Raw genomic sequence first — 17,489 nt, forward strand, 5'->3', positions numbered from 1 at the left:
TCTTCCCGGTCCCGGCGCGTCACATCCGGGCGGGCCCGCGTCGTCCTGGGGGCATGGGAGTTTCCGTTGGACGGGCACGCGACACGACCTGCCGCGCCCTCCTGTACGCCCCGCACGACGCGTTCCGCCGGGACCTGGACCGGCTCGCGGCGGCGGTGGCGGCGGGCAAGGGCGACGCCGCGCACGTGCGCGCGGGCTGGGACAACCTCAAGGACCAGCTGCGCATGCACCACGACCTGGAGGACCGGCTGCTGTGGCCGCGGGTGGAGCGGGCGGTGGCGGGCCGCCCGGCCGACCTGGCGGTGCTGGCGGAGATGCGCGCCGAGCACGCCCGGATCGGGCCGCCGTCCGCCCGCGTCGACGCGGCGCTGGCGGACCGCACCGGCGGCGGGGCCATAGCGGCGGTCGCGGCGGTGGCGGCGCTGCGGGACGTGCTGGAGTCGCATCTGCGGCACGAGGAGGCGACGGCGCTGCCGCTGGCGGAGTCGGTGCTGGACGCGGCGCAGTGGCGGGAGCTGGCCGCCGAGGCCGAGCTCCGCTGCGGGGCGGGCGCGCCGCTGTTCGTCCCGTGGGTCGTGGACGGGATCGCGCCGGTGGCGCGCAGCCGGTTCCTGACCGCGCTTCCCGGGCCGGTCCGCGAGCGCAACCGGGTGATGTGGGAGCCCCGCTACCGCAAGCGCCGCCTGTGGAGCACCTGAGGCCGGGGTCAGAGGCGGGGTCAGAGGCGGGCGGTGAGCAGGGCCAGGACGGCGACGCCGGCGGTGAGCCAGGCCGCGTAGTCGCCGATGTGCCCCGAGTGCAGCGCGTGCAGCCGCGCCGCGGCGGCGTCGGCGGCACGTCCCGGTATCCGGCCGCCGCCGGTCCGCACGGCCGCGCGGACGCGCAGGACGGCGGGGTGCCGGACGCCGGACGCGGCGATCAGGGCGGCCAGCAGCAGCGTGCCGGCGAACCCGGCGAACCCGGCCAGGGTCCACGGGTCGTCGGGCGGCGCGTGCGGGTGCGCGACCACGCCGTCCAGGACGAGCCCGGCGTAGGCGTCCCGGTCGGCGAACACGTGCGCGGCGGCGGCGACCGGCCCGCCGGGCATGAGCCCGGCCGCGGCCCCGGCCGCGAGCAGCGCCGCCCCCGGCAGCACCATCGTCCACGGCACCGACCGCAGCCCGCCGGGCGTCTCGGGGTCCTCGTGCCCGCCGTCCCCGCTCGAACCGGAGCCCTGCTCGGTGGGGGTGCCGCGCCACACGGTGAGCCAGACCCGCAGCACGGCGCCCGCGGTGAGCGCGGACGCGGCGGCCGACAGCGGCGTGTACCACCACCAGCCCAGTTCCAGGACGGCGTGCTCGGTGACCGCGTGCCCGGCGAACAGCCCCGACGGCGGCAGCCCGGCCAGGCACAGCGCCCCGGCCAGGAACGTGGCACCGGTGACGGGCATGCCGCGTCCGCGTCCGCGCAGCTCGCGGGCATCGACGGTCTCGTGCCGGTTCAGCAGCGCACCGGCGGCCAGGAACAGCGCGCCCTTCACCCCCGCGTGCCCGGCCAGGTAGTAGGCGGTGCCGCCGAGCGCGCCGGGAGTGCCGGCGGCGACGCCGACCAGCATCAGCCCGACGTGGCTGATCGTGGAGTAGGCCAGCAGCCGCTTGATGTGGTGCTGCAGCAGGCACATCACGGCGCCGAGCAGCGCGGCGGCGGCGCCGAGGACGGCGATGGCGCGCAGCGGGACGAGCCCGGCGAACACCGCCCAGTACGTCCGCGCCACCCCGTACACGCCGAGCTCGACCATGACGCCGGAGAACAGCAGGCACACGGGGGTGGGCGCGACGGCGTGGGCGTCGGCGAGCCAGAAGTGGAACGGGACGGCGGCGGCCTTGACCAGGTAGCCGGTGCACACCAGCACGAACGCGGCGGTGACGAGCGCGTCGCCCGGCCCGTCCCCGGCGGGGCCGCCGGTGAGGTGGCGTCCGAGGGCGGCCAGGCCGAGCTGCCCGGTGCGCCCGTACAGCAGCGCGATCCCGGCGAGGGACAGGTACGCGCCGATCGACTGGACGATCCCGAAGTTCAGGGCGCCGTGGACGGTGGCGGGCTCCTCGGACCGGTAGCCGGTCAGCGCGAACGCCACCACGCTCATCAGCTCGAAGAACACGAACGCGTCGAACAGGTCCCCGGTGTAGACGAACCCGCACATCGACGCCAGGAACAGCAGGACCAGCGCGTGGAAGATCGCCTGGATCTCGGTGAAGTACCGCCAGGAGAACGCCAGCGCGGCCAGGGTGAGCGCGGCGGTGACGCAGGCGAGCCCGGCGGCGAGGGGGTCGGCTGCGAGGGGGATGCCGACGCCGGTGCCGGGCCCCCAGCCGCCGAGCCAGGTCACCTGCGGGTCGCGGCCGGAGCGGGCGAGGGTGAGCGCGGTGAGGGCGGTGACGGCGGCGGCGGTGGCGAGCGCGGCGGTGTCCACGGCCGGCCGCGGCAGCCACCGCCCGGCGGCGGCCAGCAGCGCCGCGACCAGGACCGGCAGCGCGATCGTGGCCTGCAGGATCACGATTCGAGGGAGCGCAGCGCGCCGGGGTCCAGGGTGCCGCGCCGTTTGGCGACCTGCACGGCCAGGGCGAGCAGCAGCGCGGTGACGGTGGCGCCGACGACGATGTCGGTGAGGACCATGGCCTGCACGACGGGGTCGGTGACGGGCCGCCCGGCGGGCGGCGGCGGCCGGTCGGAGAACACCGGCGCGGTGGCCCCGTACCGGTGGCCGATGGCCAGCAGCAGCACGTAGGTGCCGGACTGGGTGACCGACAGGCACACCACGGCGTGGATCAGGTCGCGGCTGGTGACGATCCCGTAGATGCCGGCGAGCATGATCCAGCCGGCGGTGAGGTAGGGCAGCACGCTCACGGGGACTCCCCGGTGCGGCCCCCGTCGCGTCCGGTGCCGGTGCGGGAGCCGGTGTCGCGGACGAGGAGGGCCTGGTCGAAGAACTTGCCGAGGAGCAGCACCAGGGCGCAGCCGACCTCGGCGCCGACGGCGGTGTTGAGGGCGGGGACGCGGCCGGTGGCGGCCTGCCCGGCGGCGGCCAGGGCCAGCAGCACGAACGCGGCGGCGGCGACGGCCTCGGCGGACTCCAGCAGCGGGACGGGCCGCAGCCGCTGCAGCGCGCGGTAGTCCCCGGCCAGGTAGAGCAGGTGGACGGCGGTGCCGAGGACCACGCCGCCCTGGAAGCCGCCGCCGGGGGACTGGTGGCCGTGCGCGACGATGGAGACGCCGGCGAGCAGGGTCAGGGGCAGCAGCAGGTACCCGACGATGCGCAGCGCGTCCGGCACCTCGGCGGGACCGTGCCGGTGCGCGCCGCCGTCGTCCTCCCGCTCGCCGTCCACGGCGCGCAGCAGCACGACGGCGCCGAGCGCGGCCGACAGCAGGATCAGCTCCTCGCCGAGGGTGTCGAAGGCGCGCTGGTCGAAGGTGACCGACGCGACGGCGTTGGGAGTGCCCTGCTGGACGGCGTGCCGGACGGCCCGGTCGGCGTAGGGGTGCAGGCCGCCGCCGAAGCCGGGCAGGCCGAGGACCCCGGCGGTGAACAGCGCGGCGGTTCCGGTGGCACCGGCGGCGAACAGCAGGAGGCGGGGGGACGGCTTCACCGGCGCGCCCCCTCCCCGCCACCGGGGCGGCGCTCGCCCTCCCCGCCGCCCTCCCCGCCGCCCTCCCCGGCGCCGCCCGCGCCGCCCGCGCCGCCCGCGCCGCCCGCGCCGCCGTCGCGGTAGCGGCGGGTGGCGTGCAGGGCCAGCACGACGATGAGGGGGAGCAGCACGGTCCCGACGCCGATCTGGGACATGGCGACGTCGGGGGCCTGCAGGATCAGGAACAGCAGCCCCAGCACCATCCCGTACCCCGACAGCACGATCGCCTGCCGGACGGTGCCGCGGGTCAGCACGACCGCGGTGGCCATCAGCGCGGCCAGGGCGAGGGCGGCGGCGATGAGCGCGTCGGCGAGCGGCCCCGACAGCGCGTCCGAAGGCAGGGCGTCCGGGGAGAGGGCGGTCATGGCGGGTTCACTCCGATCCGCCGGCGGCGCGTTCGACGGCCTGCCCGGCGGTGACCACGGCGGGCGGGCCGGTCGCGGTGAGCAGCACGGCGATGACGGCGAGCTTGGCGACGTCGTGCCAGGACGACCAGGGCCGCAGCGCCGTCCCGGCGATCAGCAGCGGCGCGGCCAGCACGGTGACGGGCGCGACGGCGTGCAGGCGGGCGGCGGCGCCGCGGGTGAAGGGCAGCCGCAGCCCGGCGGCGACGGCGACCGCGGCACCGGCCCATGTCAGCACGTCGGCCAGCGCGTCGAGGCTCATCGGGGGGGTCCTCCTTCGCGGAAGGGTCACAGGGTCCGGCTCAGGAACCGGGCGAACACCAGTGCCCCGGCGAACGACAGCAGCGCCAGCACCAGCGCCACGTCCAGGTAGGCGGGGCGGCCGTAGGCGGCGGCCAGCAGCACCAGCACGAGGGTGACCAGCGGCCCGGTGACGATCAGGCCCGCCAGGCGCCCGGCGGGGCGGCCGCGCAGCGTGGCCAGCAGTGCCGGCAGCAGCCCGCCGGCCATGACGGCGAGGGCGGGGACCGCGGTGTTCGGCACGTCCGGCGTCACGGCGCCTCCCCGGGGGCGCCGACCAGCCCGGCGGCGCGCAGGCGCCGCTCGAACGGGGACGGGGCGGGGGCCAGCCGGTGGACGCGCAGCAGCCCGCGCCGGGGGTCGATCCCGCCGACGTAGGTGCCGGGCGTGACCGACATCAGCAGTGTCGCGGCACCGCGCGCGGCCGGGCCGGACGCCACCGGCAGCGGCGTCCAGGACCCGCCGGACGCGCCGCGCACCGTGATCCGGGCCGTGTCGGCGGCGGCCTGGCCGGGCAGCCGCACCAGCGCCGCCGCGACCCCGGCGGCCCCGACCCCGCGCCCGGGGCCGGGGGCGCGGGCGGTGCCGTCTGCGAGGAGGGCGCGGCGCCCGGCCACCGCGGCGGCGGCGCCCGCGGCGGAGGCCAGGGCACCGACGGTGATCTCGGTGACGGAGATCGTCGGCACCAGGCCCAGGTACACCGCCAGCAGCACCGTCCACCAGCCCAGCGGCTCGGCGGCGCGGCGGACGTCCCCGAGGCGCCCGGTAAGGCGCCCGGTGAGGCGTCCGGTGCGCGGCGGCGGGGTGCGGCCCTGGTGCGGCCGATCCGCACCGGGCCCGTGGGCGTGTCTTGGGGCGGGCATGACCTTCGCCATACCCGGACCGACGGTTCCAACCGTCCCGCCCCGCCACCGGTGCCCGGCCCGGTACGGCGCCATGTTTGCGGTGTTCCGCGCGGGTAGGGCGCGATACGGGCCGGTTCAGCGAACCCGACGGGCACCGGGGAGGCGTCGATGACCAGGTACGGGTACTTCCTGTCGACCGAGGAGCACACGCCCGCCGAGCTGGTCCGGCAGGCGCGGATGGCAGAGGAGGCCGGGTTCGAGGCCCTGTGGATCTCCGACCACTTCCACCCGTGGCTGGACGAGCAGGGCCACGCCCCGTTCGCCTGGTCGGTGATCGGCGCGCTGTCGCAGGTGACGTCGCTGCCGATCGGGACGGCGGTGACGTGCCCGCTGGTGCGCACCCACCCGGCGATCGTGGCGCAGGCCGCGGCGACCAGCGCGGTCATGACCGGCGGCCGGTTCACCCTCGGCGTCGGGACGGGCGAGTTCCTCAACGAGCACATCGTCGACTCGCGGTGGCCGCCGGCCGCCGAGCGGCTGGAGATGCTGGAGGAGGCCGTCGCGCTGATCCGGCGGCTGTTCGCCGGCGGGCTCGTCACCCACCGCGGCGAGCACTACCGGCTGGACACCGCGCGGCTGTACACGCTGCCGGACGAGCCGCCGCCGATCTTCATGTCGGGGTTCGGGTCCAAGGCCGCGTCGCTGGCGGGCCGCATCGCCGACGGGTTCATCTGCATGATGCCCGACGCCGACCTGGTGCGGGAGTACCGCGAGGCCGGCGGCGAGGGCAGGCCGGTGCAGGGCGGCCTGAAGGCGTGCTGGGGCCCCGACGAGGCGCGGGCCCGCGCGACGGCCCGCCGGATCTGGGGCAGCGACTACCTGCCGGGCGAGGCGAACCAGCTGCTGCCGCAGCCCCGCCAGTTCCGGCAGCTGGCGCAGCTGGTGACCGACGACATGGTCGCCGAGCGGGTGCCCTGCGGCCCCGACCCGCGGGTCCACGAGCGGGCCCTGCGCGCCTACGCCGACGCCGGCTACGACGCCGTGTTCGTCAGCCAGATCGGCCCGGACGCCGGCGGCTTCTTCGACTTCTACGCCGGTGAGGTGCTGCCGCGGCTGCGCGGCGGCTGACCTCCCGGCCCCATGGTTCCCCGAATGGAAGGACGCACGGATGAACACCCCCTCGATCCCCGGCGACGTGCCGGGAAAGGCCCGCAACGGCACCGGCGGGGCCGCCGGCAAGGCGGGCGAAGCGGGCATGGCCGCCGGTGCGGCGGCCGGTGAGGCGGCGGGCGGCGTCGAGAGCGCCGGGCGGGAGACCGCCGGGGCCGCCGCCGCGACCGCGCAGAACGGCGGGCGCGCCGCCGGGCAGGCGGGCGGGCTGGTCACGGCGCTGCCCGGCCGGGCCACGGCCGTGGTCAGGCTGGTGACGCTGCGGCGGTTCCTGCGCGCCGCGCCGGTCGCGGCCGCCGCCGTCGCCGGCGTCGTCGTGGGCCGCCTCACCGCCCGCTCCCGCCGCCGCTGACAGCCCCGACCACCCCCGGCCACCCCGGGCCGCTTCACGAACGCGGCACGACCACCGGACGCGCAGCGGCGCCGTCCCGAACAGCCTGCGGCGCCCCCGTCCCACGCGGGGCGCCGCCGCATGCCCGAGCCCCCGGGCACCGCCGTCCCGTCCCGCCACGTCCCGCCAGCCACGTGCTGTCACGCGCCGACCACGCTCCTTGACCTGCCGATGACCGAAACCGGGCCGCCCGTTTAGAGAGATCAGTGTGGGTACACCGGGGTGCGTGCCGAACCCCCTACCCAACCCCCTGAACGAGGAGATGACATGACTGGGCCGATCGCCCAGCAGACTTCGGGCAGCAAGTACGTCCAGCAAGGCCGTTCCGGCAGCAGCCTCGCCGACGTCGTCGACCTGATCCTGGAAAAGGGCCTGGTCATCGACCTGTACGCGCGGGTGTCGCTCGTCGGCATCGAGATCCTCACGGTCGACGTGCGGATCGTCGTGGCCAGCGTCGACACCTACCTGCGGTTCGCCGAGGCCGTGGACCGGCTCGACATCGCCCACGACGGGACCTCCCAGGGCCTGCCGCAGTTCGTCGAGGGCATGCAGGAGTCGGGCGCGAAGAAGAAGACCCGCGGCGCCCTGGAGGGCGCGCAGGAGCGGCTGAAGGAGACCTTCGGCGGCGATTCCGACGATTCGGAGGAGGAGAAGCAGCCCGCGCGGCGCCGCTCGTCCCGCAAGAAGGAGGACGAGGAAGAATGACCACGCCGCAGCCCCCCGCCGGGCCCGCGTCCGGCGACCGGGTCCCGCAGTACGTGTACGGGGTGGTCCGCGCCGACGCCGAACTGCCCGGCGAGGTGGCCGGCCTGGACGACCGGCCGGTGTCGCTGGTCCGCGCCGGCGGCGCGTGCGCCGCGCTCGTCAGCGACCTGCCCGCCGACCGGCCGCTCGGCGAGCGCGCCGACCTGGTCGCGCACCAGCGGGTGCTGAACGCGCTGGTGGACGCCGGCACCGTCGTCCTGCCGTTCCGGTTCGGGGCGGCGCTGGCCGACCGCGACGCCGTGGAGAAGGAACTGCTCGCCGGGAACTCCGAGCGGCTCGGGCAGGTCCTGGACGGCCTCGACGGCCGGATCGAGCTGCGCCTGAAGGCCACCTACGTCCAGGACGAGGTCCTCGGCGAGATCATGGCGGCCGAACCGGAGATCGCCGAGCTGTCGCGGCGGCTGCGGGAGGTCCCGCCGGACGCCGCCGACGCCGTCTACTACGACCGCATCCGGCTCGGCGAGCTGATCGCGCAGGCGATGGAGCGGCGCCGCGAACGCGACGGGCAGGTCCTGCTGGAGGCCGCGGCCCCGGCGGCCGAGGCGTTCGCGCGCAAGACCCCGGCCCGGGAGGAGGACGTCCTGGACGCCTCGTTCCTGGTCCGCGCCGACCGCCGCGACCGGTTCGAGCAGGCCGTGCAGGAGCTGGGCCGGGCGCACGGCGACCGGATCCGGATCCGGCTGATCGGGCCGCTGCCGCCCTACGACTTCGTCCCGGAGGCGTGAGGGCGATGGGACTGTTCACCGGGCTGGTGACGCTGCCGCTCGCGCCCGTCAAGGGCGTGATGTGGCTGGCCGAGACCCTCACCGAGCAGGCCGAGGCGCAGCTGTACGACCCGGGGCGGATCGCCGCGGAGATGCAGGAGGTCGCCGACGAGGTCGCCGCGGGGGAGATCACCGAGGAGGAGGCCGCGGCCCGCGAGGACGACCTGATCCGCCGCCTGAACGAGGGCCGCGCCCGCGGCTACCGGCCGGGCCCGTAGGGAGGCCGCCGATGATGTCCGCGTCCGAGGCCGCCAAGAGGGCGGCCGAGCACGTCACCGCGATGACCGGCCGCGGCGCCGAGAGCGTGGTGGGGATCGAGCGCGCCGGCGACGGCGGCTGGCGGGTCACGGTGGAGGTCGTGGAGACGCGCCGCATCCCCGACTCCGCCGACATCCTCGCCTGCTACGACACCGAGGTGGACGCGGACGGCGACCTGGTGGCCTACCGCCGCGTCCGCCGCTACCCGCGCGGCCGAGTGGAAAGGGACTGACCGAGTGAGTGAGATCTCCTGGACCGGCGCCCGGTCCCCGGCGCGGTCGATGGCCGGTGAGCGGACCTCGGCCAACCTGGCGGACCTGCTGGAGCGCATCCTCGACAAGGGGATCGTGATCGTCGGGGACGTCCGGGTGAACCTGCTCGACATCGAGCTGCTGACCATCAAGCTGCGGCTGCTGGTGGCGTCGGTGGACCGGGCCAAGGAGATGGGCATCGACTGGTGGGAGCACGACCCGTCGCTGTCGTCCAAGGCCCGGCAGAACGGGATCGACGCGGAGGGGGGCGCCGACCGCGAGCTGCGCGAGGAGAACCGGCGGCTGCGCGAACGCCTCGCCGCCCTGGAGGCCGCGTCGGAGAGCGGTCCGCGGGGCGGCTCGGACGGCGGCTCGGACGGCGGGGACGCGGCGGCCCGCCCGGCACGGGGGAAGGAGCAGACACCATGACCGGCACGACCACCGGTACCACCGCGGGCGCCTCGGCCGGCGCCGAGACCGGCGTCTACCTGTACGGGGTGACGCGCGGCCTGGACCCCGCCGCGCTCGGCGGCGTCCGCGGCGTGGCGGGCGCGCCCGTCCGCGGCGTGGCCGCCGGCGGCCTGACCGCGCTGGTCAGCACCGTCGCGCTCGCCGAGTACGGGGAGGCGGCGCTGCGCGCCAACCTGGAGGACCTGGCGTGGCTGGAGGCCACGGCCCGCGCCCACCACGACGTGGTGGACCTGGCCGCGCACGCCGCGCCGACCGCGCCGGTGCGGATCGCGACGATCTACCGCGACGACGCCCGCGTTGCCGAGGTGCTCGCCGCGCAGGCCGACCGGTTCACCGACGTCCTCGACCTCATCTCCGGCCGGTCGGAGTGGGGCGTGAAGGCCTACGCCGCCCCGGGGGTCATGCGCGGCGACGCCCCCGCCGATGACGCGGCCGATGACGCCGCCCCCGCCGGCGGCACCGATCCCGGTGGGGGGCTCGCGCCCAGGGCCGAGCCCCTCACCGGCCCCCGGCCCGCCGCCGGCTCTTCGGGCGGCGGGGTCGGGACGGCGTACCTGCGGCGCCGGCAGCAGGAGCGGCGCCGCCGCGCCGACGCCGGGCGCCGGGTCAGCGAGCAGGCCGGCGCCGTGCACGCCGAACTCGCCGACCGCGCGGTGGCGTCCCGGCACCATCCGCCGCAGGACCCGCGCCTGTCGGGCCGGCCGGGCACCCAGATCCTCAACGCCGCCTACCTGCTGGACGAGGAGCAGGTCGAGGGCTTCCTCGCGGTGACGCGGGCCGCGGGGGAGCGGCTGGCGGGCATCGAGGTGGAGGTGACGGGGCCGTGGCCGCCGTACTCCTTCATCGACACCGCCGCCGCGACGCCCGCCCGCACGCCGGGGGACGCGTGACGGCCGTCCTGGACCACGCCGGCGACGCCCCGCTGGAGCGGATCGCGCTGGTCGACCTGCTGGACCGGCTGCTGGCGGGCGGCGTCGTCATCGCCGGCGACCTGGTGATCTCGATCGCCGGGGTCGACCTGGTGCAGGTGTCGCTGCGGGCGCTGGTCACCACCGTCCGCGACGAGCTGCTGCCCGAGGAGGAGGACCCGTGACCCGACCCGACCGCGACCCCCGCGACCCCCGCGACCCCGCCGGCCGCGACCGTGAGGGCGGCCGCGCGCGGGAGCCGGTGACGGGGGAGGTGTCGGTCCGCGACCCCGCGGTGGGCGACCCGTTCACCGACGACATCCTCGCCGGCCGCACCGGCGGCGCCTCCGCGTCCGCCCCGGTGCGGGCGGCGCCGGCCCGCGAGCGGGACCTGCGGGAGCGCTCGTCCCGGACGATGCAGCGCCTGCGGTCCGACCCCGAGACGGTCGAGCGGGACCTGGTCAAGCTCGTCCTGACGCTGGTCGAGCTGATCCGGCAGCTGATGGAGCGGCAGGCGCTGCGCCGCGCCGAGGGCGGCGACCTCACCGACCGGCAGGTCGAGGACCTCGGGCTGGCGCTGATGCGGCTGGAGGAGGCGATGACGAAGCTCAAGGACCACTTCGACCTCGACGACCACGACCTCAACCTCGACCTGGGACCGCTCGGCCCGCTCCTCCCCGACGACTGAGCACAGGCCGGGCCGGGGGCGGCTCAGCCAGGGTTCACCGCGGTCGCCTTGAAGAACGTGTAGTGGAACGTCCCGTCCGGCCCGGCCGCGCGGTGCAGGTCGGCGACGCCGCGGTCCCAGTCGGCGGGCGTGGCCAGCCCCGCCGCGACCGCGTCGCCGCGCACCGCCGCCACCATCGCGGTGAAGGTGTCGCGGGTGAACGCCTCGGCCAGCCCCGGGCGGTCCCCGTCGGTGTACACCGTGCGGGGCCCGGCGGCGATCCCGGTGTACCCGGCGTCGGCCAGCAGCGGCCGCAGCCGCCGCCCGATCAGCGCGTCCCCGCCCGCCGCGGCCTGCAGCGCCACCAGATGGCCGATCGCGGCGCGGGCGTGGGCGCTGTCGGGGTGCAGGAACGCCGACCCGTGGTCGCCCTCGATCACCGTCAGCGTCCCGCCCGGCCGCAGCACCCGCCGCAGCCCCGCCAGCGCACCGCCCGGGTCCCGCAGATGCTCCAGCACGAAACAGACGAACACGTGGTCGAACACCGCGTCGCCGAACGGCAGGTCGAACAGGTCGGCCCGGCGCCATTCCACCCGCGCGCCCGGACGCCGCGCCGCGACCCGCGCGCGGGCCTGCGCGAGCGACGCGGCGGACACGTCCACCGCGGTCACGTGCGCGCCGGGGGAGCGGGCCGCCAGATGCACCGTCTGCGCGCCGACCCCGCATCCGGCCTCCAGCACCCGGCTCCCCGCCGGATAGGACGTCCCGGCGTGCAGCAGGTCGGCGAGCGCGTCGGCCTGGTCGCCGAGCCGCCGCGCCTCCCGCCCCGAGTACCCGTGCACATATCCGGGCGGCGCCGCGGTCGTGGTCGTGTCCGTGGTCGTGTCCGTCATCTCCATGAGGTTCACCCTGGGGCCACAATGGTCCGGTGCACAGGTCCAATGGCGACGAGCCCGACCGGGCCATAACCGGGGGGTCTGACTTCCTGCAGCTCGACCCCGCCGACGCCCCGCCCGGCGGCCTGTCGGACTGGCTCGCGCGGCGACTCCGCGACGCCATCGCCGACGGCCGCCTGCCCGTCGGCGGACGCCTCCCGCCGACCCGCGTCCTGGCCGCCGACCTGCGCGTCTCGCGCGGCGTGGTCACCGACGCCTACCAGCGGCTCGTCGACGACGGCCACATCGCCGGACGCGGCCGCGCCGGCACCGTCGTCGTCGCCGCCCCGCTCACCCCGCCCGCCGGCACCGCTCCGGACCCGGCGCCCCCCGCCCCGCCCCCCGTCCCGTTCGCGGGCGAGCCCGCCGCCGACGCCTTCGACGCCCTGCGCGCCGCACCCGCCCGCATCGACCTGACCCCCGGCGCCCCCGACCTGTCGGCGTTCCCCCGCGCCGCCTGGCAGCGCGCCGAACGCACCGTCCTGCGCGACCTGCCCGCCGCCGCCCTCGGCTACGGCGACCCCCGCGGCGCCCCCGCGCTGCGCACCGCCGTCGCCGCCTGGCTCGCCCGCACCCGCGGCATCCGCGCCGACCCCGCCGAGATCGTCGTCACCGCCGGCACCGCGCAGGCCCTCGGCCTGGTCACCCGCGTCCTCGCCCGCACCGGGATCGGCGCGGTCGCCGTCGAGGACCCCGGCTCCCTCGGCGTCCGCCAGCACCTGCGGCACGGCGGCATGGACACCCCGCCCGTGCCCGTCGACGCCGGCGGCGTCCGCGTCGACCGCCTCCGCGGCACCGGCGCCCCGGCCGTGCTGCTCACCCCCGCCCACCAGTTCCCGACCGGCGCCGTCCTGGCCGGGGACCGCCGCCGCGACCTCATGCGCTGGGCCGCCGACGGCGGCCTGGTCATCGAGGACGACTACGACGCCGAGCACCGCTACGACCGGCCGCCCGTCCCCGCCCTGCGCTCCCTGCTCACCGACCGCGTCTTCCACGCCGGCAGCGCCTCCAAGCTGCTCGCCCCCGCGCTGCGGACCGGCTGGCTGCTGCCCCCGCCCGCGTTCCTGGACGCGGTCGTCGCCGAGAAGCGCTTCGCCGACCTCGGCAACGCCGCCCTGCCCCAGCTCGTCCTCGCCGAACTGATGGCCTCGGGGGAGATGGAGCGGATCCTGCGGCTGGTGCGGCGCCGCCACCGCCGCCGCCGCGACGCCATGATCGACGCGATCGCCGCGCACCTGCCCGGCGCGTCCGTGCACGGCGCCGCCGCCGGCCTGCACCTCACCATCACCTTCGACGGCCCCGCGTTCACCGGCCTCGACGACGCCGCGCTCGCCGCCGCGGCCCTGGACGAGGGCGTCAAGGCGCAGCCGCTGTCGTGGCACGCCCAGCGGCCCGCACCGCCCGGCCTCGTCCTCGGCTACGCCGCCGCGACCGCGTCCGCCATCGCCGACGGCGTCGCCGCCATCGGCCGCGCCCTCGGAACCCGGCCGGGAGGCACGCGGACCGGTCAGGCGGCCAGGAGCTCGGCGTCCCGCAGGTCCCGGTAGGCGCCCGGCACCGCCAGCAGATCGGCGTGCCGGCCCCGCTGCACGATCCGGCCCCGGTCCATCACCACGACCTCGTCGGCGGCCTCCAGCGCCGCGAGCCGGTGCGTGACCAGCAGCAGCGTCCCCCCGCCCGGCGCCCCCAGCAGGTCCCGCGTCAGCGCGTCGGCCGCCACCGGATCCAGCGCCTCCGCGGGCTCGTCCAGCAGCAGCACCGGCGGATCGGCCAGCAGCGCCCGCGCCAGCAGCAGCCGCTGCCGCTGCCCGCCCGACAGGCCCCGCCCGCCCGCGCCGACCACCGTGTCCCACCCCTCCGGCAGCGCCTCCACCACCTCGGCGAACCGGGCCCGCACCGCCGCCGCCCGCACCTGCTCCTCACTCGCGTCCGGACGGGCCAGCAGCAGGTTCGCCCGGACCGACCCGGCGAACACGTGCGCGTCCTGCGCCAGCCCCCGCACCGCCGCCCGCACGTCCCCGGGCGCGTACCGGGCCAGCGGCCGCCCGCCCAGCAGCACCGCACCCGACCCCGCCGAGACCCGCCCCGCCACCGCCGCCAGCAGCGTGCTCTTCCCCGCGCCGCTCGCCCCGACGACCGCGACCCGCCGGCCCCGCTCCACCAGCAGATCCACCCCGTCCAGCGCCACGCTCCCGCCGTAGGACACCCGCACACCCAGCAGCTCCACCTCCAGCGGCCCCCGCGGCACCGCCACCGGACGCGACACGGCCACCTCCGCAGGAGCGGCCAGCACCGCACCGACCCGCCGCACCGACGGCCACACCTCCCGCAGCCGCTGCGCCGCCCCCGCCAGCGGCAGCACCGACTCCACCGCCACCAGCGCCGTCAACGCCAGCACCGCCGCCCCGACCTCGTCCACCCCGGCCCGCAGCCCCACCCACGCGACCGCCGCGACCGCGACGCCCTGCACCGCGAACCCCGCCCCGGACACCAGCGCCGCCACCCGCGCACCCGACCGCTCCGCACGCTCCAGCCCCGCCGCGGCCTCCCCGGCCCGCGCCGCGAACCGCGCCGACGCCCCCGCCATCGCCAGGTCCGCCGCACCCTCCAGCACGTCCAGCGACCGCACCGCCAGCGCCTCACGCCCCGCCGCGACCCGCGCCGCCGCACGGCCGCCCGCCCACGCCGCCGCCAGCGGCAGCACCACCCCCGCCACCAGCAGACCCCCGGCCAGCACCGCACCCGCCGGCCCGTGCACCGCCGCGCACACCGCCACCCCCGCGCCCCCGCACGCCACCGCCGCCACCGCGGGAAGGACGCACCGCAGCAGCAGGTCCTGGACGGCGTCCACATCCGACACCAGCCGCGTCAGCGCGTCCCCGTCCCGCACCCGCCCCCGGTCGCGCGCCGCCGGCCGCGCCGCCGCCAGCGCGTCGAACACCCGGCCCCGCAGCTCCGCCAGCGCCCGCAGCGCCGCGTCATGCCCGGCCAGCCGCTCCACGTACCGCAGCGACCCCTTCGCCAGCGCGAACCCCCGCACCGCCACGATCGCCAGCGACAGCGCCGCCAGCTCCGGCCGCTGCGCCGCCCGCGCGATCAGCCACGCCGCCGCCGCGATCAGCCCCAGCCCGCACAGCTCCGCCGCCGCACCCGCCAGGCCCGCGCCCACCAGCCGCACCAGCTGCGGCCGCACCGCACCCCACACGCCGCCCGCCCTCCTGACGCCGCCCGTCTCCCTGGTATCGCCTGCCTCCCTCACGCCGCCTCCATCCCGGCCGGCGCGCTCACCCGGCCGCCCTCCAACCGCACCACCCGGTCCACCGCCCGCAACAGCGCCGGACGATGCGCCACCACCACCGCCGTCCGCCCCTCCAGCAGCCGCGCCGCCGCGTCCACCAGCACCCGCTCGCTGTGCAGGTCCAGCCGCGCCGTCGGCTCGTCCAGCAGCATCACCGGACCGCCCGCCAGGAACGCCCGCGCGACCGCCAGCCGCTGCCGCTGCCCCGCCGACACCCCCGCCCCGCCCTCGCCCAGCGGCGTCTCCAACCCGCGCGGCAGCTCCTCGACGAACCCGGCCGCCGCCGCGGCCCGCACCGCCTCCGCGACCTCCGCGTCACTCGCGCCCGGCGCCGCCAGGCGCACGTTGTCGGCCACCGACGCCGCGAACAGGTGCGGACGCTGCGGCACCCACCCCACCCGCGACCGCCACGCCTCCGCGTCCAGATCCGCCAGATCGACCCCGTCGACCAGCACCCGCCCCGACTCCGGCACGACCAGCCCCGCCAGCACCAGCAGAAGCGTCGACTTGCCCGCACCCGACGGACCCGTCACCGCCACCCGCTCACCCGGCCCCACCCGCAGCGACACCCCCTCCAGCGCCGCCCGCTCCGCACCCGGATACCGCACCGTCACCCCCTCCAGCACGATCTCCGGCGCCGACCCGGCCGCGACCACCCCGCCGCGCGGCGGGGGAGCGGACTCGTCCAGCACCGCGAACGCCGCCTCCGCCGCCGCCACCCCCTCCGCACTCGCGTGGAACCGCTGCCCCAGCGCCCGCAGCGGCAGATACACCTCCGGCGTCAGCACCAGCACCAGCAGCCCCGTCGCCAGCACCATCCGCCCCTCCAGCAGACGCAACCCCACCGGCACCGCCACCAGCGCCACCGACAGCGCGCACACCAGCTCCAGCACCAGCGACGACAGGAACGCCACCCGCAGCGCCCGCACCGCCGCACGCCGGTGCTCACCCGCCAGCTCCCGCACCACCCGCGACTGGTGCCCGGTCCGGCCGAACTCCCGCAGCGTCCCCAGCCCGGCCAGGACGTCCCGGAAATGCCCGCCCAGCCGGTGCAGCAGCCCCCACTGCCGGCCCGTCAGCGCCGCCGTCCGCATCCCCACCAGCGCCCCGAACACCGGAACCAGCGGCACCGTCACCGCCACCACCACCGCCGACGCCCAATCCGCCGCCGCCAGCCGCGCCAGCACCAGCGGCGGCACCACGCACGCCGCCAGCAGCTGCGGCACGTACCCGGTGAAGAACGGGTCGACCCCGTCCAGCCCCCGCGTCAGCAGCGTCACCCGCGACCCCGCCTCACCCGCGGGACGCCCCAGCAGCCTCTCCCGCAGGCCCCGCTTCACCCGCGCCGCCGCACGGCCCGCCGCCAGCGCCGACGCCCACGCCAGCACCGCCCGTCCCGCCACCGCGCCCGCCAGCCACGGCAGCGGATCCGCGTCCAGCCCCGCCACCGCCCGCACCAGCAGCTCCGCCTGCACCACCAGCAGGACGCCCTGCCCTACCGCCAGCACCCCCAGCAGCACCGTCACCCGCCGGGGAAGCAGCCCCAGCAGACGCCGCTCGACCGCCCGCACCGCCGCCCCCTACAGGTACGAAGGGGCCTGGACCCGGCCCCGGAACGTCCACCACACCAGCGCCTGCGACGCCAGCAGGAACGGCAGCACCACCACCGTCCCCACCACCGTCAGCGCCAGCCCGCCGCCCTCGGCCACCACCTGCGACCACGGCACCTCCACGCCCGCCACCACCGGCGCACACCCCATCACCAGCGCCGACAACCCGTACCGCGACGGGACCCGGCGCGCCCGCGCCGCCAGCTCCGCCGGCAGCCGCCACCGCGCGAACCCCGCCCCGTGCCAGGCGAACAGCGCCGCCAGCGGCAGCCCCGCCACACTGCCCGCGTTCAACCCGCCGCCCGCCAGCACCGAACCGAGCACCGACCCCCACGCCAGCGCCAGCGCCCAGCTGCCCGCCACGATCGCGCCGTCCCACACCGACCGCCACGCCGCCGCGTCCACCCGGCCCCGCAGCCACAGCCCCATGTCCCGCACGACCCAGCCGATCACCAGCACCACCACCAGCGGGTACAGCTCCTCCAGCAGCCGGTGCTCCAGCCCCGGGAACGCGCCCGCCACCAGACCCACCGCCGCCACCAGCCACACCTCGTTGCCCAGGAAGAACGGCGCGAACGAGGCGATCACCAGCCGCCGCTCCCGCTGGTCACGGCCCAGCCACGGCAACAGCATCCCCACCCCGATGTCGGCGCCGGCCAGCACCAGGTACCCGCCGGCGAACACCGCCAGCAACACCACCGCGAGCACATCCATCATCAAGCTCCTGTCGAAACGCCGCGCATCGGACCATCGGCCTCGGAAACGCCGGCCTCGGAAACGCCGGGCACGG

At 77.5% G+C, this 17,489-nt stretch carries 23 protein-coding genes; 12 read left to right on the top strand and 11 right to left on the bottom strand.

The window, feature by feature from the left end:
* Positions 1-53 precede the first annotated feature (53 nt).
* Entirely contained in the window at positions 54-698 is a 645-nt protein-coding gene (locus tag ABFX46_RS17595; protein WP_346043367.1) for a hemerythrin domain-containing protein, read from the top strand.
* Positions 699-718: 20 nt separating this feature from the next.
* On the opposite strand, the gene ABFX46_RS17600 is transcribed toward ABFX46_RS17595, so the two are convergent.
* Genes ABFX46_RS17600 through ABFX46_RS17630 form a run of 7 tightly spaced genes read right to left on the bottom strand, consistent with a single transcriptional unit; the run spans position 719 to position 5,229 of the window.
* Complete coding sequence (locus ABFX46_RS17600; protein ID WP_346043368.1) at positions 719-2,533, bottom strand: complex I subunit 5 family protein; 1,815 nt, start codon at positions 2,531-2,533, stop codon at positions 719-721.
* Positions 2,530-2,883, bottom strand: coding sequence for a sodium:proton antiporter (locus tag ABFX46_RS17605; protein ID WP_346043369.1), 354 nt, complete (start codon positions 2,881-2,883; stop codon positions 2,530-2,532). Before ABFX46_RS17605 ends, ABFX46_RS17600 begins: the two co-directional genes overlap by 4 nt.
* Positions 2,880-3,623: an MnhB domain-containing protein gene (locus tag ABFX46_RS17610; protein WP_346043370.1), complete on the bottom strand. Its 744-nt coding sequence runs from the start codon at positions 3,621-3,623 to the stop codon at positions 2,880-2,882. Before ABFX46_RS17610 ends, ABFX46_RS17605 begins: the two co-directional genes overlap by 4 nt.
* Positions 3,620-4,027: a Na(+)/H(+) antiporter subunit B gene (locus tag ABFX46_RS17615; protein ID WP_346043371.1), complete on the bottom strand. Its 408-nt coding sequence runs from the start codon at positions 4,025-4,027 to the stop codon at positions 3,620-3,622. The genes ABFX46_RS17610 and ABFX46_RS17615 overlap by 4 nt, the downstream gene beginning before the upstream one ends.
* Before the next feature lie 7 nt (positions 4,028-4,034).
* Complete coding sequence (locus ABFX46_RS17620; RefSeq protein ID WP_346043372.1) at positions 4,035-4,328, bottom strand: monovalent cation/H(+) antiporter subunit G; 294 nt, start codon at positions 4,326-4,328, stop codon at positions 4,035-4,037.
* 26 nt (positions 4,329-4,354) lie between these two features.
* The gene (locus tag ABFX46_RS17625) at positions 4,355-4,621 is read right to left on the bottom strand and encodes a monovalent cation/H+ antiporter complex subunit F (RefSeq protein WP_346043373.1); all 267 of its coding nucleotides are present in this window, start codon (positions 4,619-4,621) and stop codon (positions 4,355-4,357) included.
* The gene (locus tag ABFX46_RS17630) at positions 4,618-5,229 is read right to left on the bottom strand and encodes a hypothetical protein (RefSeq protein WP_346043374.1); all 612 of its coding nucleotides are present in this window, start codon (positions 5,227-5,229) and stop codon (positions 4,618-4,620) included. The genes ABFX46_RS17625 and ABFX46_RS17630 overlap by 4 nt, the downstream gene beginning before the upstream one ends.
* A 150-nt stretch (positions 5,230-5,379) precedes the next feature.
* Between ABFX46_RS17630 and ABFX46_RS17635 the strand changes: the two genes are divergently transcribed.
* From ABFX46_RS17635 to ABFX46_RS17680, 10 genes are all read left to right on the top strand, one after another.
* Positions 5,380-6,339, top strand: a complete 960-nt coding sequence (locus tag ABFX46_RS17635) for a TIGR03557 family F420-dependent LLM class oxidoreductase (protein ID WP_346043375.1) — start codon at positions 5,380-5,382, stop codon at positions 6,337-6,339.
* Between the two features lie 40 nt (positions 6,340-6,379).
* The gene (locus ABFX46_RS17640; protein ID WP_346043376.1) at positions 6,380-6,733 is read left to right on the top strand and encodes a hypothetical protein; all 354 of its coding nucleotides are present in this window, start codon (positions 6,380-6,382) and stop codon (positions 6,731-6,733) included.
* A 306-nt stretch (positions 6,734-7,039) separates the two neighbouring features.
* The gene (gvpJ, locus tag ABFX46_RS17645) at positions 7,040-7,477 is read left to right on the top strand and encodes a gas vesicle protein GvpJ (protein WP_346043377.1); all 438 of its coding nucleotides are present in this window, start codon (positions 7,040-7,042) and stop codon (positions 7,475-7,477) included.
* The gene (locus ABFX46_RS17650; protein WP_346043378.1) at positions 7,474-8,262 is read left to right on the top strand and encodes a GvpL/GvpF family gas vesicle protein; all 789 of its coding nucleotides are present in this window, start codon (positions 7,474-7,476) and stop codon (positions 8,260-8,262) included. Before gvpJ ends, ABFX46_RS17650 begins: the two co-directional genes overlap by 4 nt.
* 5 nt (positions 8,263-8,267) lie before the next feature.
* Positions 8,268-8,519, top strand: a complete 252-nt coding sequence (locus tag ABFX46_RS17655) for a gas vesicle protein GvpG (RefSeq protein ID WP_131945287.1) — start codon at positions 8,268-8,270, stop codon at positions 8,517-8,519.
* 11 nt (positions 8,520-8,530) lie between these two features.
* Positions 8,531-8,791, top strand: coding sequence for a gas vesicle protein GvpO (gvpO, locus tag ABFX46_RS17660; RefSeq protein ID WP_346043379.1), 261 nt, complete (start codon positions 8,531-8,533; stop codon positions 8,789-8,791).
* Between the two features lie 4 nt (positions 8,792-8,795).
* Positions 8,796-9,239 carry a gas vesicle protein gene (locus ABFX46_RS17665; RefSeq protein ID WP_428831271.1) on the top strand — a complete coding sequence of 148 codons (444 nt, stop codon included), beginning with the start codon at positions 8,796-8,798 and terminating at the stop codon, positions 9,237-9,239.
* The gene (locus tag ABFX46_RS17670) at positions 9,236-10,171 is read left to right on the top strand and encodes a GvpL/GvpF family gas vesicle protein (protein WP_346043380.1); all 936 of its coding nucleotides are present in this window, start codon (positions 9,236-9,238) and stop codon (positions 10,169-10,171) included. Before ABFX46_RS17665 ends, ABFX46_RS17670 begins: the two co-directional genes overlap by 4 nt.
* A complete protein-coding gene (locus ABFX46_RS17675) occupies positions 10,168-10,374 on the top strand; it encodes a gas vesicle protein (RefSeq protein ID WP_346043381.1) in 207 nt (68 codons plus the stop codon). The genes ABFX46_RS17670 and ABFX46_RS17675 overlap by 4 nt, the downstream gene beginning before the upstream one ends.
* Positions 10,371-10,877, top strand: a complete 507-nt coding sequence (locus ABFX46_RS17680) for a gas vesicle protein K (protein WP_346043382.1) — start codon at positions 10,371-10,373, stop codon at positions 10,875-10,877. Before ABFX46_RS17675 ends, ABFX46_RS17680 begins: the two co-directional genes overlap by 4 nt.
* 23 nt (positions 10,878-10,900) lie before the next feature.
* On the opposite strand, the gene ABFX46_RS17685 is transcribed toward ABFX46_RS17680, so the two are convergent.
* A complete protein-coding gene (locus tag ABFX46_RS17685; RefSeq protein WP_346043383.1) occupies positions 10,901-11,749 on the bottom strand; it encodes a methyltransferase domain-containing protein in 849 nt (282 codons plus the stop codon).
* Positions 11,750-11,784: 35 nt separating this feature from the next.
* On the opposite strand from ABFX46_RS17685, the gene pdxR reads away from it, so the two are divergent.
* Positions 11,785-13,338 carry a MocR-like pyridoxine biosynthesis transcription factor PdxR gene (pdxR, locus tag ABFX46_RS17690; RefSeq protein WP_346043384.1) on the top strand — a complete coding sequence of 518 codons (1,554 nt, stop codon included), beginning with the start codon at positions 11,785-11,787 and terminating at the stop codon, positions 13,336-13,338.
* Here pdxR and cydC read toward each other — a convergent pair.
* The 3 genes from cydC to ABFX46_RS17705 are packed head-to-tail and all read right to left on the bottom strand — an operon-like array spanning position 13,299 to position 17,416.
* Positions 13,299-15,050 (bottom strand): thiol reductant ABC exporter subunit CydC, encoded by a 1,752-nt coding sequence (gene cydC, locus ABFX46_RS17695; protein WP_346043385.1) that lies wholly within the window; start codon positions 15,048-15,050, stop codon positions 13,299-13,301. The genes pdxR and cydC overlap by 40 nt on opposite strands.
* On the bottom strand, positions 15,047-16,660 hold the full coding sequence (gene cydD / locus ABFX46_RS17700) for a thiol reductant ABC exporter subunit CydD (RefSeq protein ID WP_346043386.1): 1,614 nt from the start codon (positions 16,658-16,660) through the stop codon (positions 15,047-15,049). The genes cydC and cydD overlap by 4 nt, the downstream gene beginning before the upstream one ends.
* Positions 16,661-16,669: 9 nt before the next feature.
* Positions 16,670-17,416, bottom strand: coding sequence for a cytochrome d ubiquinol oxidase subunit II (locus ABFX46_RS17705; protein WP_346043387.1), 747 nt, complete (start codon positions 17,414-17,416; stop codon positions 16,670-16,672).
* Between the last annotated feature and the right edge of the window lie 73 nt (positions 17,417-17,489).

Source organism: Actinomadura chokoriensis (genome assembly GCF_039529475.1).
Classification (GTDB): Bacteria; Actinomycetota; Actinomycetes; order Streptosporangiales; family Streptosporangiaceae; genus Spirillospora; species Spirillospora bangladeshensis.